Raw genomic sequence first — 16,016 nt, 5'->3', positions numbered from 1 at the left:
TGCCGTGGTCAACGTGACCGATCGTGCCGACGTTCACGTGCGGCTTGGTGCGCTCGAACTTACCCTTAGCCATTTCGAATTAACCTCTGGATCTTTGTTCTTGATAAGGAATCAGGACTTCTTGATGACCGCGTCGGCGATGTTCGCCGGCGCCTCCTCGTAGTGGTCGAACTCCATCGAGAAGGTCGCGCGGCCCTGCGTCATCGAGCGCAGCGCGGTCGCGTAGCCGAACATCTCGCCCAGCGGGATCATCGCGTTGATGACCTTGCCCGACGGGCTGTCGTCCTGACCCTGCAGCACGCCACGACGGCGGCTCACGTCGCCCATCACGTCGCCGAGGTAGTCCTCGGGGCTGACGATCTCGACCTTCATGATCGGCTCGAGCAGCGCCGGGCTGGCCTTGGCGAAGCCCTGCTTGAACGCCATCGAGGCGGCCAGCTTGAACGCCATTTCGGACGAGTCGACGTCGTGGTACGAACCGAACACCAGCTTGACCTTCACGCCCACCACCGGGAAGCCGGCCAGCGGGCCGCTGGTGATGGTCTCGCGCAGGCCCTTCTCCACCGAGGGGATGAACTCCTTCGGGATCACGCCACCGGTGATCTCGTTGATGAACAGGAAGTCGTCCTTGATGTCCGCGGCGTACTTCTCGCGGTCCTCGGCGGTCAGCGGCGACAGCTCGATCACCACGTGGCCGTACTGACCCTTACCGCCGGACTGCTTGGCGTGCTTGTAGTCGGACTTGACGTCGGAGGAGCGGATGGTCTCGCGGTAGGCCACCTGCGGCTTGCCGACGTTGGCCTCCACGTTGAACTCGCGGCGCATGCGGTCGACGATGATGTCGAGGTGCAGCTCGCCCATGCCCGAGATGATGGTCTGGCCGGACTCCTCGTCGGTGCGGACGCGGAAGCTGGGATCTTCCTGGGCCAGGCGACCCAGGGCGTTGCCCATCTTCTCCTGGTCGGACTTGGTCTTCGGCTCGACCGCCATCGAGATGACGGGATCGGGGAAGGTCATCCGCTCCAGCACGATCGGCGCGTCGTTGGCGCACAGCGTGTCGCCGGTCGTCACGTCCTTCAGGCCCACGGCCGCGGCGATGTCGCCGGCCAGCACTTCCTTGATCTCGTCGCGCTGGTTGGAGTGCATCTGCAGCAGGCGGCCGATGCGCTCCTTCTTGCCCTTGACCGAGTTCAGCACCTGGTCGCCGGCGCTGAGCGTGCCGGAGTAGACGCGGAAGAAGGTCAGCGAGCCGACGAACGGATCGGTCATGATCTTGAACGCCAGCGCCGAGAACGGGGCCTTGTCGCTGGACTCGCGGCTCAGCTCCTTGGTCTCGTCGTCCATGTCGACGCCCTTCACCGGCGGCACGTCCACCGGCGACGGCAGCAGGTGCACGACGCCGTCGAGCATGGCCTGCACGCCCTTGTTCTTGAACGCCGAGCCGCAGAACACCGGCACGATCTCCACGCGCAGGGTGCGCTCGCGCAGACCGGACAGGATCTCCTCCTCGGAAAGCTCGCCGCCGCCGAGGTACTTGTCCATCAGCTCCTCGCTGGCCTCGGCCGCGGCCTCGACCATGAAGGAGCGCGCCGCAGTGGCCTTCTCGACCAGCTCGGCGGGGATGTCGCGGTACTCGAACACGGTGCCCTGCGAGGCGGCATCCCAGTGGATGGCCTTCATCTTCAGCAGATCGACCACGCCCTCGAAGCCGTCCTCGGCGCCGACCGGCACCTGCATCGGCACGGCGTACGCGCCCAGGCGCGACTTCAGCTGCTCGACGACCTTGTCGAAGTTCGCGCCGGTGCGATCCATCTTGTTGACGAACGCCATGCGCGGAACGCGGTACTTGTTGGCCTGGCGCCACACCGTCTCGGACTGCGGCTGCACGCCGCCGACCGCGCACAGCACGAAGACCGCGCCGTCGAGCACGCGCAGCGAGCGCTCCACCTCGATGGTGAAGTCCACGTGCCCGGGGGTGTCGATGATGTTGAAGCGGTGCTGCGGCAGGGACTTGTCCATGCCCGTCCAGAACGCGGTGGTCGCCGCGGACGTGATGGTGATGCCGCGCTCCTGCTCCTGCTCCATCCAGTCCATCGTCGCGGCACCATCGTGCACTTCGCCGATCTTGTGGCTGACGCCGGTGTAGAACAGGATGCGCTCGGACGTGGTCGTCTTGCCGGCATCGATGTGGGCCATGATGCCGAAGTTGCGGTAACGCTCGATGGGTGTGGTACGGGCCACTTCAATTACCTCGGATTACCAGCGGTAGTGGGCGAACGCCTTGTTCGCCTCCGCCATGCGATGGGTTTCTTCGCGCTTCTTCACGGCACCGCCGCGGTTCTCGGACGCGTCGAGCAGTTCGGCGGCGAGCTTGCGGGGCATGGAGTTTTCGCCGCGCTTACGCGCGGAGTCGATCACCCAGCGCATCGCCAGGGCGGTACGACGGGAGGCACGCACCTCGACCGGGACCTGGTAGGTCGCACCGCCGACGCGGCGGGACTTGACCTCGACGGCCGGCGCGACGTTGTTCAGCGCCTTCTCGACCAGCTCCAGGGAGTTCGCGTTCTTCTCGGCGATGACGTCCATCGCGCCATAGACGATCTTCTCAGCGACCGACTTCTTGCCGCTGAACATCACCATGTTGATGAAGCGGGCGACCAGCTCGCTGCTGTGCTTGGGATCCGGCAGGACCGAGCGTGTACCGGGAGAACCTTTACGGGACATGTTGCGTGCCTAGATTGGAAAAAGAGCAGTGCGACCGGAGCGTGCCGGGCGCGCCTTCTACGGGGACTGCTTAGGACTTGGGCTTCTTGGCGCCGTACTTCGAGCGCGCCTGACGGCGCTTCGCCACGCCGGAGGCGTCGAGCGAACCGCGCACGGTGTGGTAGCGCACGCCCGGCAGGTCCTTGACGCGACCGCCGCGGATCAGCACCACCGAGTGCTCCTGCAGGTTGTGGCCTTCGCCACCGATGTAGGAGATGACCTCGAAGCCATTGGTCAGACGCACCTTGGCCACCTTGCGGAGCGCCGAGTTCGGCTTCTTCGGGGTGGTGGTGTAGACGCGCGTGCACACGCCGCGACGCTGCGGGCAGTCGGCGAGCGCGGGGGACTGGCTCTTGTAGGTCGGGGCCTGCCGCGGCTTGCGGACAAGCTGGTTGATCGTCGCCATTTGGAGTGGACCCTTTGCGAAAACAAAGGCAGGCCGGGAAACCCGACCTGCCGAGAAGCGGAAGTGTACTTCCAGTTCGCCCGCAGCGTCAACGGCGCCGCCACGGACTACCCGCCCATCCTGGGCCGAACACGAGGCGCATCCTGCGCCTCATTTCGATATGTGATCTATCCCGGAGCGCCCGGAGGCGGACTCACTCCTGCGGGGCGGACTCGTCGCCGACGGGAGAGACCTCCTCCGCCGGGATCGACGCAGCGCGGAGCGCGTCGAACTCGGAATCCGCCACGTCTTCGGCGGTACGCCGACGCTCGCTGTGGTAGGCGAGACCGGTGCCGGCAGGGATAAGCCGACCAACGATAACATTCTCCTTCAGGCCGCGCAAGGTGTCGCGGGTACCACGGACCGCCGCCTCGGTGAGGACGCGGGTGGTCTCCTGGAAGGAGGCCGCCGAGATGAACGACTCGGTCGCCAGCGACGCCTTGGTGATGCCCAGCAGGACGGGCTGGCCCTTGGCCGGGAGCTCGTTGCGGGCGATCGCCTTGGCGTTCTCCTCGACCAGACGGACGCGCTCGACCTGCTCGCCGACCAGGTAGCGGCTGTCGCCCGGGTCGGTGATCTCCACCTTGCGCAGCATCTGGCGAATGATCGTCTCGATGTGCTTGTCGTTGATCTTCACGCCCTGCAGGCGATAGACGTCCTGGATCTCCTTCACGAGGTAGGCCGCGAGCGGCTCCACCCCGAGCAGGCGCAGGATGTCCTGCGGGTTCGGCTCGCCGTCCACGATGGTCTCGCCCTTCTCCACGTGCTCGCCCTCGAACACGTTGATCTGGCGATGCTTCGGGATCAGCACCTCGAACTCGTTGCCGGTCTCGGTGTCGGTGATGATCAGGCGCTGCTTGCCCTTGGTCTCCTTGCCGAACGAGATGACGCCGGACTGCTCGGCGAGGATCGCCGCGTCCTTCGGCACGCGGGCCTCGACCAGGTCCACCACGCGCGGCAGACCGCCGGTGATGTCGCGGGTCTTGGACGCTTCCTGCGGGATGCGCGCGACCACGTCGCCGATGCCCACTTCCGCACCGACCTCGAGCGAGACGATCGCGCGCGGCGGCATGTAGTAGATCGCCGGCTGCTTGGTGCCGGGCAGCATGACCTCGTTGCCCTCGGCATCGAGCAGGCGGATCGCCGGGCGCGCGCCCTGCAGGTCCTTGAGCTTGCGACGGCCCAGGCGCTCGCCCGCGGGGGTGCGCAGTTCGACCTCGCGCTCCTTGTCGCCGGCGATGCGCTTGGGATCGATGACCTCGGTGGACTCCAGGCCGGTCAGGTCGTCGCGCTTCTTCTGGAAGGTGATGCCTTCGTAGAAGTCGACGAACTCGACGCGGCCGGCGGTCTCGGAGACGACCGGGTGGTTGTGCGGATCCCAGTTGGCCACGGTCTGGCCGGCCTGGACGGGATCGCCGTCCTTGGCGTTGATGACCGCGCCGTAGGGCAGCTTGTAGCTCTCGCGCACGCGGCCGGCGGCGTCCAGCACCGACAGCTCGCCAGAACGCGAGACGGCGACGAGGTTGCCGTTCTCCTGGCGGACGGTCTTGATGTTGTTGAACTTGATCGTGCCGTTGGTGCGCACCGAGACCTTGTCGACCGCCGCCGCACGCGACGCCGCGCCACCGATGTGGAACGTACGCATGGTGAGCTGCGTGCCCGGCTCGCCGATCGACTGCGCGGCGATGACGCCAACCGCCTCGCCGATGTTGACCATGTGGCCACGGGCCAGGTCGCGACCGTAGCAGTTCGCGCACACGCCGAAGGTCGATTCGCAGGTGATGGTCGAGCGGACCTTGATGGCCTGCACGCCCGCTTCCTCGAGCTTCTGCACCCACTGCTCGTCGAGCAGGGTGTTGCGCTCGACGATCGGGTCCTCGTCGTTGCCCGGCAGGAACACGTCCTCGGCCACGATGCGGCCCAGCACGCGATCGCGCAGCGGCTCGACCACGTCGCCGCCTTCGACGATCGGGGTCATGGTCAGGCCGTTCTTGGTGCCGCAGTCGGCCTCGGTGATGACCACGTCCTGCGCCACGTCGACGAGGCGGCGGGTCAGGTAGCCCGAGTTCGCCGTCTTCAGCGCGGTGTCGGCCAGGCCCTTGCGGGCGCCGTGGGTCGAGATGAAGTACTGCAGGACGTTGAGGCCCTCGCGGAAGTTCGCGGTGATCGGGGTCTCGATGATCGAGCCGTCCGGACGCGCCATCAGGCCGCGCATGCCGGCGAGCTGACGGATCTGCGCCTGCGAACCACGCGCGCCGGAGTCGGCCATGATGTAGATCGAGTTCATCGACTTCTGCTCGATGGTCTCGCCCTTCGCGTTCTGCACCTTGTCGGTGCCGATCGCGTCCATCATCGCCTTGGCCACGCGCTCGTTGGTACGCGACCAGATGTCGACGACCTTGTTGTAGCGCTCGCCCGCGGTGACCAGACCCGACTGGTACTGCTCCTGGATCTCCAGCACCTCGGTCTCGGCTTCCGCCAGGATCGGCTTCTTCTCGTCCGGGATGGTCATGTCGTCGATGCCGATCGACACGCCCGCACGGGTCGCGTAGGCGAAGCCGGTGTACATGAGCTGGTCGGCGAAGACGACCGTCTCCTTCAGGCCCAGCATGCGGTAGCAGGTGTTGATCAGGCGGCTGATGTTCTTCTTGGTCAGCTCGGTGTTGACCAGCGCGTACGGCAGGCCCTCCGGCAGGATCTCGGCCAGCAGCGCGCGACCCACGGTCGTGTCCACGATCGAGGTCGATTCGGTGCGGCCGCCCTGCTCGTCGATCTCGACCTGGCGGATGCGGACCTTCACCTTGGCGTGCAGCTGCACGACGCGGTTGTCGTAGGCGCGCTTCACCTCGGCGATGTTGGCGAACACCATGCCCTCGCCCGCCTTGTTCTCGAGTGCGCGGGTCATGTAGTACAGGCCGAGCACGACGTCCTGCGACGGCACGATGATCGGCTCGCCGTTCGCCGGCGACAGGATGTTGTTCGACGCCATCATCAGGGCGCGCGCCTCGAGCTGCGCCTCGATGGACAGCGGTACGTGCACGGCCATCTGGTCGCCGTCGAAGTCGGCGTTGAACGCGGTGCAGACCAGCGGGTGCAGCTGGATCGCCTTGCCCTCGACCAGCACCGGCTCGAACGCCTGGATGCCCAGGCGATGCAGGGTCGGCGCGCGGTTAAGGAGCACCGGATGCTCGCGGATCACCTCCTCGAGGATGTCCCACACCTCGGCCGACTCGCGCTCGACGAGCTTCTTGGCGGCCTTGATGGTGGTGGCCAGGCCGCGGCGCTGCAGCTTGGAGAAGATGAAGGGCTTGAACAGCTCGAGCGCCATCTTCTTCGGCAGGCCGCACTGGTGCAGCTTGAGGTAGGGACCGACCACGATGACCGAGCGGCCGGAGTAGTCCACGCGCTTGCCGAGCAGGTTCTGGCGGAACCGGCCCTGCTTGCCCTTGATCATGTCGGCCAGCGACTTCAGCGGGCGCTTGTTGGTGCCCGTGATCGCGCGGCCGCGGCGGCCGTTGTCGAGCAGCGCGTCGACCGACTCCTGCAGCATGCGCTTCTCGTTGCGCACGATGATGTCGGGCGCGTTGAGCTCGAGCAGGCGCTTCAGGCGGTTGTTGCGGTTGATGACGCGGCGGTACAGGTCGTTGAGGTCGGAGGTCGCGAAGCGGCCGCCGTCCAGCGGGACCAGCGGGCGCAGGTCGGGCGGCAGCACCGGCAGCACGGTCAGCACCATCCACTCCGGCTTGTTGCCGGACTCGAGGAAGGCCTCCATGAGCTTGATGCGCTTGGACAGGCGCTTGAGCTTGGTCTCGGAGTTGGTCGCGGCGATCTCCTCCTTCAGGCGGATCACCTCCGACTGCAGGTCGATCGTCTTCAGCAGGTCGTAGACGGCCTCGGCGCCCATCGCGGCCTCGAAGTCGTCGCCGTGCTCCTGGCGCGCCTGGAGCATCTGCTCCTCGGACAGGAGCTGGCCGCGCTCGAGCACGGTCAGGCCCGGCTCGGTCACCACGTAGGCTTCGAAGTACAGGATGCGCTCGATGTCGCGCAGCGTCATGTCCAGCATGAGGCCGATGCGCGAGGGCAGCGACTTCAGGAACCAGATGTGCGCGGTCGGGCTGGCCAGCTCGATGTGGCCCATGCGCTCACGGCGCACCTTGGCCAGGGTGACCTCGGTGCCGCACTTCTCGCAGACCACGCCGCGGTGCTTCATGCGCTTGTACTTGCCGCACAGGCACTCGTAGTCCTTGATCGGACCGAAGATGGCCGCGCAGAACAGGCCGTCGCGCTCCGGCTTGAAGGTGCGGTAGTTGATGGTCTCGGGCTTCTTCACCTCGCCGAACGACCACGAGCGGATCAGGTCCGGCGACGCCAGCGCGATCTTGATCGCGTCGAAATCGAGCGTCTGGCGCTGCTGGTTGAAGAGGTTGAGCAGGTCTTTCATTTGGATTCTCCGGAAAGGAGTAAGTCGTCGAGGGAGGCGGCTGGTGCGGGCGTCGAGGGCGGGCCCGGGGAAGGGGGCGAGGGATGGCGCGCGTCGTGCAGCCGTGCCCTCTGCCCTGCCCCCTGAGCCCGCGTCCTACCCGCTCAGTGCTCCTCGAGCTCGATGTTGATGCCCAGCGAGCGGATTTCCTTGACCAGCACGTTGAAGGACTCGGGCATGCCCGCGGCCATCTCGTGTTCGCCGTCGACGATGTTCTTGTACATCTGGTTGCGGCCCTGCACGTCGTCGGACTTCACCGTCAGCATTTCCTGCAGGGTGTAGGCCGCGCCGTAGGCCTCGAGGGCCCAGACCTCCATCTCGCCGAAGCGCTGGCCGCCGAACTGCGCCTTGCCGCCCAGCGGCTGCTGGGTGACGAGCGAGTACGGGCCGGTCGAGCGCGCGTGCATCTTGTCGTCGACCAGGTGGTTCAGCTTCAGCATGTGCATGTAGCCGATGGTCACCTCGCGCTCGAACGCCTCGCCGGTGCGGCCGTCGTACAGCGTGGTCTGGCCGGAGGTCGGCAGGTCGGCCAGCTTCAGCATGGCCTTGATCTCCGACTCCTCGGCGCCGTCGAACACCGGGGTCGCCATCGGCACGCCGTCGCAGAGGTTCTTGGCGAGGGTGATGAGCTCCTCGTCCGAGAACTGCGACAGGTCGACGCGGTCGCCGGTCGGCCGCTGGTCGTGGTTGTAGATCTCGCCCAGGAACTTCCGGAGATCGGCCACGGCCTGCTGCTGCTCGAGCATGCGCTGGATCTTGCGGCCCAGGCCCTTGGCGGCCCAGCCCAGGTGCACCTCGAGGATCTGGCCGATGTTCATGCGCGACGGCACGCCCAGCGGGTTGAGCACGATGTCCACGGTCTCGCCGTCGGCGGTGTGCGGCATGTCCTCGACCGGCACGATCGTGGAGACGACGCCCTTGTTGCCGTGGCGGCCGGCCATCTTGTCGCCCGGCTGGATGCGGCGCTTCACGGCCAGGTAGACCTTGACCATCTTGAGCACGCCGGGGGCGAGGTCGTCGCCCTGGGTGATCTTGGCCCGCTTGTCGACGAAGCGCTTCTCGAACTCCGCCTTGTGCGCCTCGATCTGCTTGCTGGCGCGCTCCACGGCGTCGGCCGCGTCGTCGTCCTTCATGCGGATCGAGAACCAGTCGTCCTTCTTCAGGCCGTCGAGGTAGGCATCGGTGATCTCGGTGCCCTTCTTCAGGCCGCCGGGACCGCCGTTGGCGACCTTGCCCACGATCTGCTGGCGCAGGCGCGCGTAGATCGCGCCTTCCAGGATGCGGAACTGGTCGTCGAAGTCCTTCTTGACGCGGCGGATCTCGGACTCCTCGATCTGGCGCGCGCGCTTGTCCTTCTCGATGCCGTCGCGGGTGAAGACGTGCACGTCGACGACGGTGCCGTCCATGCCCGGCGGCACGCGCAGCGAGCTGTCCTTCACGTCGGACGCCTTCTCGCCGAAGATCGCGCGGAGCAGCTTCTCTTCCGGGGTCAGCTGGCTCTCGCCCTTCGGCGTGACCTTGCCGACCAGGATGTCACCCGCGCGCACCTCGGCGCCGATGTAGACCACGCCCGACTCGTCGAGGCGGCCGAGCGCCTGCTCGGACACGTTCGGGATGTCGGCGGTGATCTCCTCCGGCCCGAGCTTGGTGTCGCGCGCGACGCAGGTCAGCTCCTCGATGTGGATCGTCGTGTAGCGGTCCTCCTGGACCACGCGCTCCGAGAGCAGGATCGAGTCCTCGAAGTTGTAGCCGTTCCACGGCATGAACGCGACGAGCATGTTCTGGCCGAGCGCGAGCTCGCCGATGTCGGTCGAGGGACCGTCGGCCAGCACGTCGCCGCGCGCCACCACGTCGCCCACCGAGACCAGCGGACGCTGGTTGATGCAGGTGTTCTGGTTGGAGCGGGTGTACTTCACCAGGTTGTAGATGTCGACGCCGGCGTCGTTGTCGCCGACCTCCTCCTCGTGCGCGCGCACCACGATGCGGGCCGCGTCGACCTGGTCGATCACGCCGCCGCGGCGGGCGTTCACGGTGACGCCCGAGTCGCGCGCCACGGCGCGCTCGATGCCGGTGCCCACGAGCGGCTTCTGCGCACGCAGGGTCGGCACGGCCTGGCGCTGCATGTTCGCGCCCATCAGCGCGCGGTTGGCGTCGTCGTGCTCGAGGAAGGGCACCAGCGCGGCCGCGACCGACACCGACTGCATCGGCGAGACGTCCATGTAGTGGATCTCGGCCGGCGGCTTCAGCAGGGTCTCGCCCTGGAAGCGGCAGGTCACGAAGTCCGCGCTGAACGCGCCCTTCTTGTCGAGCTCGGCATTCGCCTGCGCGATGACGTAGTCGTTCTCCTCGATCGCCGAGAGGTAGTCGACCTGGTCGGTGACCACGCCGTCCACGACCTTGCGGTACGGCGTCTCGAGGAAGCCGTAGCGGTTGGTGCGGGCGTAGACCGCCAGCGAGTTGATCAGGCCGATGTTCGGGCCTTCCGGCGTCTCGATGGTGCAGACGCGGCCGTAGTGGGTCGGGTGCACGTCGCGCACCTCGAAGCCGGCGCGCTCGCGGGTCAGGCCGCCCGGGCCGAGCGCGGACACGCGGCGCTTGTGCGTGACCTCGGACAGCGGGTTGTTCTGGTCCATGAACTGCGACAGCTGCGAGGAGCCGAAGAACTCCTTGATCGCGGCGGCCACCGGCTTGGCGTTGATGAGCTCCTGCGGGGTCAGCCCCTCCGCCTCGGCCAGGGTCAGGCGCTCCTTGACCGCGCGCTCGACGCGCACGAGGCCCACGCGGAAGGTGTTCTCGGCCATTTCGCCGACCGAACGCACGCGACGGTTGCCCAGGTGGTCGATGTCGTCGACGGTACCGCGGCCGTTGCGGATCTCGGTCAGGGTCTTGATGACCTCGATGATGTCCGACGGCGCGTCCGGGCCCATCTCGGCGACGAGCTTCTTGGACTCCTCGTCGTTGCGCGACGACAGGTACTTGTAGTCGTACAGGACCGACGGGCCGGTGGTCTCCTTGCGGCCCACGCGGCGGTTGAACTTCATGCGGCCCACCGCCGAGACGTCGTAGCGCTCGAAGGTGAAGAACAGGTTGTGGAACAGGTTCTGGGCGGCGTCCTTGGTCGGCGGCTCGCCCGGGCGCATCATGCGGTAGATCTCGACCAGGGCCTCGAGCTGGGTCTTGGTGGAGTCGATGCGCAGGGTATTGGAGAGGTAGGGGCCGCGGTCGAGGTCGTTCACCCACAGGGTGCCGATCTGCTCGATGCCCGCCTTGCGGAACGCCGCCAGCTGCTCCTCGGTGATCTCGTCGTTGGCCACGGCCAGCAGCTCGCCCGTCTTCGGGTCGACCACGTCGTGGGCCAGGATGCGGCCGGTCAGGTAGTCGTCAGGCACCTCGAGGCTGGTGACGCCTTCCTTCTCGAGCTGCTTGACGTTGCGCGCGGTGATGCGCTTGCCGGCCTCGACGATGACGTTGCCGCCGACGGTCAGGTCGAAGCTCAGGGTCTCGCCGCGCAGGCGCTCCGGCACGAGATCGAGTTCCACGCCCTCCTTGAGGAGGTGGAAGGTGTTGATCTCGAAGAACATCTGGAGCATCTCCTCGTTGGAGTAGCCCAGAGCGCGCAGCAGCACGGAGACCGGCAGCTTACGGCGGCGGTCGATACGGGTGAACAGCGCGTCCTTCGGGTCGAACTCGAAGTCCAGCCACGAGCCGCGGTAGGGGATGATGCGCGCGGAGTACAGCAGCTTGCCCGAGCTGTGGGTCTTGCCGCGGTCGTGGTCGAAGAACACGCCCGGCGAGCGGTGCAGCTGGGAGACGATGACGCGCTCGGTGCCGTTGATGATGAAGGTGCCGTTGTCGGTCATGAGCGGGATCTCGCCCATGTAGACCTCCTGCTCCTTCACGTACTTCACCGCCTTCGACGACGACTCGCGGTCGTAGATCACCAGGCGCACGGTGGTGCGCAGCGGCGCGCCGTAGCTGAGGCCGCGGTTGCGGCACTCGCGCTCGTCGAACGCCGGCTCGCCCAGCTTGTAGCCCACGTACTCGAGCGAGGCGTAGCCGTTGTAGCTGGTGATCGGGAACACCGACTTCAGCGCGGCGTGCAGGCCGCGGTCCTCGCGCTTGGAGGCCGGCACGTTCTCCTGCAGGAACTGGCGGTAGGAGTCGACCTGGATGGCGAGCAGGAAGGGCACGTCGAGGATCGCGCCGCGCTTGCCGAAGTCCTTGCGGATGCGCTTCTTTTCGGTGAACGAATAGGACGTCATGGGGGATTTCACCTTGGCTGATGGGTCGCGCTCGGCGCGGCCCCAGGGGAAACATCAAGCTGTCAGTTGGAAGTCGCTGGTATTGCCGGCACCAGCACGCCTTCTCCCGCTACTTCCAACTACCAGCTCGGGACTTGCTCTGCATCGCGGGACGGACCCGCTCCGCAACAACGGCCAAAGGCCGGGGGCTTACGCCCCCAGCCTCGGATCGCCGAAGCGGACTCGTAACCGACGCAATGCGCCGATTACTTGAGCTCGACGGTCGCGCCAGCGGCCTCGAGGTCCTTCTTGAACTTCGCGGCGTCGTCCTTGGACACGCCTTCCTTGACGTCCTTCGGGGCGCCCTCGACCAGGTCCTTGGCCTCCTTCAGGCCCAGGCCGGTGATCGCGCGGACGACCTTGATGACCTCGACCTTCTTCTCGCCGGCGGCCTTCAGGACGACGGTGAACTCGGTCTGCTCCTCGGCCGGAGCGGCGGCGGCGGCGGCCGGGCCGGCGGCCATGGCGACCGGGGCGGCGGCGGAGACGCCGAACTTCTCCTCGATGGCCTTGACGAGCTCGACGACCTCGATGAGGGACTTGGCGGCGATCGCTTCGACGATCTGTTCGTTGGTCAGAGACATGATGGATTACCTAGTTGATGAGTATCTGGATGACTTGGATTGCGGGATCCGCAACCGAACTGGAGTGCCTTACGCCGCTTCCTTCTGACCGCGGACCGCACCGAGCGCGCGCGCGACCTGCGACGCGGGTTCGGCCAGCACGCGGGCGAGCATGGTGGCGGGCTGGGCGAGGACGCTCGCAAGCGAGGCCAGAGCCTGTTCGCGGGTCGGCAGCGATGCCAGGACGTCCACGTGGGACGCCGGGTACATCTGGCCGCCGATCGCGACGAGCTTCGGCTTGAGCTTGTCGTTGGCCTTGACGAACTCCTTGATCAGGCGGCCTGCGGCGCCCGGGTCTTCCTTCGAGAAGGCGTACAGCAGAGGGCCGACCAGCGCGTCCTTGACGACGGCGTAGTCGGTGCCTTCCACCGCGCGCGAGACCAGGGTGTTCTTCGCCACTCGGACGTAGACACCGCTCTCGCGCGCCTTCTTGCGGAGGTCGGTCAGCTGACCGACCGTCAGACCCGCGTATTCCGCGGCAACCAGGGAGTAAGCCTTGGAGGCCACGTCCGCCAGTTCGGCAACGACTTCCTGCTTCTGGGACAGATTGAGAGCCATTGCACTTCTCCGAACTTTCCTGCTTCCGCCGCCGGATCCATCCCGGCAGCGGGCCTATGCGGCACCGGTCCTTCGGTACCGGGACGCGGATGCGTCCGTGTCGGTGGCCGTTTCCAGAAACTCATGCGAAACCTGGAAGGGCGGCACCATCTACGCAGGCCCGACCGGCGAACCGGTGGATTAAGCGCTGCATCCGGTGGGGGCGGCGATTCCCTGCCTCTCGTGCGTCCGTGCCCGACGCCCGCACCTGCCGCAGCGCACCTGCGGTCTTTGACGGCTCCGGCGCGGCCGCATGGCCGGGCACCGGTGCCCCCAAAATCGAGACCGGGCCGCGCCGAGGCGCGGCCCGGGATGCATCACTTCAGCGACAGCGTCGACTGGTCGACGGTCACGCCCAGACCCATGGTCGAGGACAGCGAGACCTTCTGCAGGTACTGGCCCTTGGCGGCGGCCGGCTTGGCCTTGACCAGGTCCGACAGCAGCGCCTGCAGGTTGGCCTTGAGCGCCTCGGCGTCGAAGCTGACCTTGCCGATCGTGCAGTGGATGATGCCGGCCTTGTCGGTGCGGTAGCGCACCTGGCCCGCCTTGGCGTTGCGCACGGCCTCGGCCGGGTTCGGGCTCACGGTGCCGACCTTGGGGTTCGGCATCAGGCCGCGCGGGCCGAGCACCTGGCCCAGCTTGCCCACCACGCGCATGGCGTCGGGGGTCGCGATGACCACGTCGTAGTTGAGGTCGCCGGCCTGCATCTTCTCGGCGAGGTCGTCCATGCCGACCGCGTCGGCGCCGGCGGCCAGGGCCTCCTCGGCCTTGGCGCCCGCGGGGACGAACACCGCCACGCGCACGGACTTGCCGGTGCCGTTCGGCAGCACGGTCGAGCCGCGGACCTGCTGGTCGGACTTCTTCGCATCCACGCCCAGGCGCACCGCGACGTCGACGGACTCGACGAACTTCAGCTTGCTGTTGTCCTGGATGATCTTCAGGGCTTCGTCGATGCCGTAGGCCTTGCCCGGCTCGACCAGACCCTGCATCGCCTTGAAACGCTTCGTAATCTTAGCCATCGATCAACCCTCCACCACCAGGCCCATGCTGCGCGCGCTGCCAGCGATGGTGCGTACGCCCGCGTCCAGATCCGCCGCAGTGAGATCGGGCTGCTTGGCCTTGACGATCTCCTCGAGCTGCGCGCGGGTCACCTTGCCGACCTTGTCGGTGTTCGGGCGCTTGGAGCCCGAGGTGATGCCGGCGGCCTTCTTCAGAAGGATGGTGGCCGGCGGCGACTTGGTGACGAAGGTGAAGGTGCGGTCGGAGTAGGCCGTGATGACCACCGGAATCGGGAGGCCCGGCTCCAGCTTCTGCGTCGCGGCGTTGAACGCCTTGCAGAACTCCATGATGTTCAGGCCGCGCTGACCGAGCGCGGGACCCACCGGCGGGCTGGGGTTGGCCTGACCGGCCTTGACCTGCAGCTTGATGTAGCCGACGACTTTCTTTGCCATTTCAGTTCTCCTCGGGTCCGAACGTCTGCACGCGGGTCACGCTGCGGGACTCCCCGTCGTTGTCGTACGGGCGCGCGCGGCGCCCGGCCCTGCGGGTCAGGCCTTCTCGACCTGACCGAAATCGAACTCCACCGGGGTGGAGCGACCGAACACCAGCACGGCCACGCGCACGGTGCTCTTCTCGTAGTTGACGTGCTCGACGGTGCCGTTGAAATCGTTGAACGGACCGTCGATGACCCGGACCATCTCGCCGGGCTCGAACAGGATCTTGGGCTTGGGCTTCTCGGCCCCGTCCTGCACGCGCTGCAGGATGACGTCGGCCTCGGAGTCCTTGATCGGCAGCGGACGGTCGGCGGTGCCGCCGATGAACCCCAGGACCTTCGGGGTCTCCTTGATCAGGTGCCAGGACTCGTCGTCGATGCGCGGGATGCCGGCCTCCTCGCTCGTCTGGATCTGCACCAGGACGTAGCCGGGGAAGAACTTGCGCTCGGACTTGCGCTTCTGGCCGCCGCGCATCTCCACCACTTCCTCGGTGGGGACCAGGACCTCGCCGAAGCGGTCTTCCATCCCGGCGCGCGCGACCCGCTCACGGAGCGTGCGCGCGACCTGGTTCTCGAAGCCCGAATAGGCGTGGACGACGTACCAGCGCTTGCTCACGTGGGATTGCTCCTTCAGTTGCCGAGCAGCAGACGCATGCCGCCGGAGATAAAGAAATCGATGATGCCGATCAGGATCGTGACGATGACCACCACCACGAACACCACCAGCGTCATCCGCCCGGTCTCCTGCCGCGTCGGCCAGACGACCTTGCGCAGCTCGAAACGGGCCTCTCCGAGGTAGTCCCAGGTGCGCCGGCCGTGGACGGTCAGCGCGAAGATGCCCAGACCCGCGAGGACACCCAGCACGGCAACGAGACCGCGGATGGGGCCCGGCCAGGGCAGCAGATAGAAGCCGGCGATGCCCGCCGCAGCCACCAGCACCGCCAGCACGTACTTGGCGATGTCGCCACCGCTGACCTGGGCCGCGGACTGTTCTGCTTTGCTGTTCATGACTGATCGCTCGGGCGGCGCCGCGGGACAGCTGTCGCGGAAACCGGCGTCGCGCTGCGTCCTTCGTTAGTGGCACGCCAGGAGGGACTCGAACCCCCAACCTGCGGTTTTGGAGACCGCTGCTCTGCCAATTGAGCTACTGGCGTACGTAAACCTTGCTTCGTAAACGCGAGAAGCGAGCGGAATCGACTCCGCTCGCCTTCGCCGCTTCCGACGCCGGCCGCGCTGCGGTCGGCGCCCGGAGGCTTACTCGATGACCTTGGCGACGACGCCGGCGCCGACGGTGCGGCCGCCCTCGCGGATCGCG

At 66.9% G+C, this 16,016-nt stretch carries 11 protein-coding genes and 1 tRNA gene; all 12 read right to left on the bottom strand.

All coding sequences use genetic code 11. The features are described 5' to 3' along the window. Positions 1-111 precede the first annotated feature (111 nt). A complete protein-coding gene (gene fusA / locus ACFO3Q_RS17050) occupies positions 112-2,241 on the bottom strand; it encodes an elongation factor G (RefSeq protein ID WP_377006117.1) in 2,130 nt (709 codons plus the stop codon). A gap of 15 nt (positions 2,242-2,256) precedes the next feature. Continuing rightward, positions 2,257-2,724 (bottom strand): 30S ribosomal protein S7, encoded by a 468-nt coding sequence (rpsG, locus tag ACFO3Q_RS17045; RefSeq protein ID WP_377006115.1) that lies wholly within the window; start codon positions 2,722-2,724, stop codon positions 2,257-2,259. 70 nt (positions 2,725-2,794) lie between these two features. Further along, a complete protein-coding gene (gene rpsL / locus ACFO3Q_RS17040) occupies positions 2,795-3,169 on the bottom strand; it encodes a 30S ribosomal protein S12 (protein ID WP_377006113.1) in 375 nt (124 codons plus the stop codon). 193 nt (positions 3,170-3,362) lie between these two features. Beyond that, positions 3,363-7,649: a DNA-directed RNA polymerase subunit beta' gene (gene rpoC, locus ACFO3Q_RS17035; protein WP_377006111.1), complete on the bottom strand. Its 4,287-nt coding sequence runs from the start codon at positions 7,647-7,649 to the stop codon at positions 3,363-3,365. Between the two features lie 143 nt (positions 7,650-7,792). Beyond that, the gene (gene rpoB, locus ACFO3Q_RS17030) at positions 7,793-11,950 is read right to left on the bottom strand and encodes a DNA-directed RNA polymerase subunit beta (RefSeq protein ID WP_377006109.1); all 4,158 of its coding nucleotides are present in this window, start codon (positions 11,948-11,950) and stop codon (positions 7,793-7,795) included. Positions 11,951-12,195: 245 nt separating this feature from the next. Beyond that, complete coding sequence (gene rplL, locus ACFO3Q_RS17025; protein WP_377006107.1) at positions 12,196-12,573, bottom strand: 50S ribosomal protein L7/L12; 378 nt, start codon at positions 12,571-12,573, stop codon at positions 12,196-12,198. A gap of 69 nt (positions 12,574-12,642) precedes the next feature. Further along, entirely contained in the window at positions 12,643-13,170 is a 528-nt protein-coding gene (gene rplJ, locus ACFO3Q_RS17020; protein WP_377006105.1) for a 50S ribosomal protein L10, read from the bottom strand. 356 nt (positions 13,171-13,526) lie between these two features. After that, a complete protein-coding gene (rplA, locus tag ACFO3Q_RS17015) occupies positions 13,527-14,228 on the bottom strand; it encodes a 50S ribosomal protein L1 (protein WP_377006103.1) in 702 nt (233 codons plus the stop codon). Between the two features lie 3 nt (positions 14,229-14,231). After that, entirely contained in the window at positions 14,232-14,660 is a 429-nt protein-coding gene (gene rplK, locus ACFO3Q_RS17010) for a 50S ribosomal protein L11 (RefSeq protein ID WP_377006101.1), read from the bottom strand. A gap of 96 nt (positions 14,661-14,756) precedes the next feature. After that, the gene (gene nusG, locus ACFO3Q_RS17005; protein ID WP_377006099.1) at positions 14,757-15,317 is read right to left on the bottom strand and encodes a transcription termination/antitermination protein NusG; all 561 of its coding nucleotides are present in this window, start codon (positions 15,315-15,317) and stop codon (positions 14,757-14,759) included. Between the two features lie 14 nt (positions 15,318-15,331). Then, positions 15,332-15,709 (bottom strand): preprotein translocase subunit SecE, encoded by a 378-nt coding sequence (secE, locus tag ACFO3Q_RS17000; protein WP_377006097.1) that lies wholly within the window; start codon positions 15,707-15,709, stop codon positions 15,332-15,334. 70 nt (positions 15,710-15,779) lie between these two features. Beyond that, a tRNA-Trp gene (locus ACFO3Q_RS16995) sits at positions 15,780-15,855 on the bottom strand. Positions 15,856-16,016: the final 161 nt, after the last annotated feature.

Origin of the sequence: Coralloluteibacterium thermophilum, from assembly GCF_042654365.1 — a bacterium.
In the GTDB taxonomy this organism is placed as follows: domain Bacteria; phylum Pseudomonadota; class Gammaproteobacteria; order Xanthomonadales; family Xanthomonadaceae; genus Coralloluteibacterium; species Coralloluteibacterium thermophilum.
The sequence above is the reverse complement of the archived record's forward strand: the minus strand, read 5'-3'. Positions and strand labels throughout refer to the sequence as shown.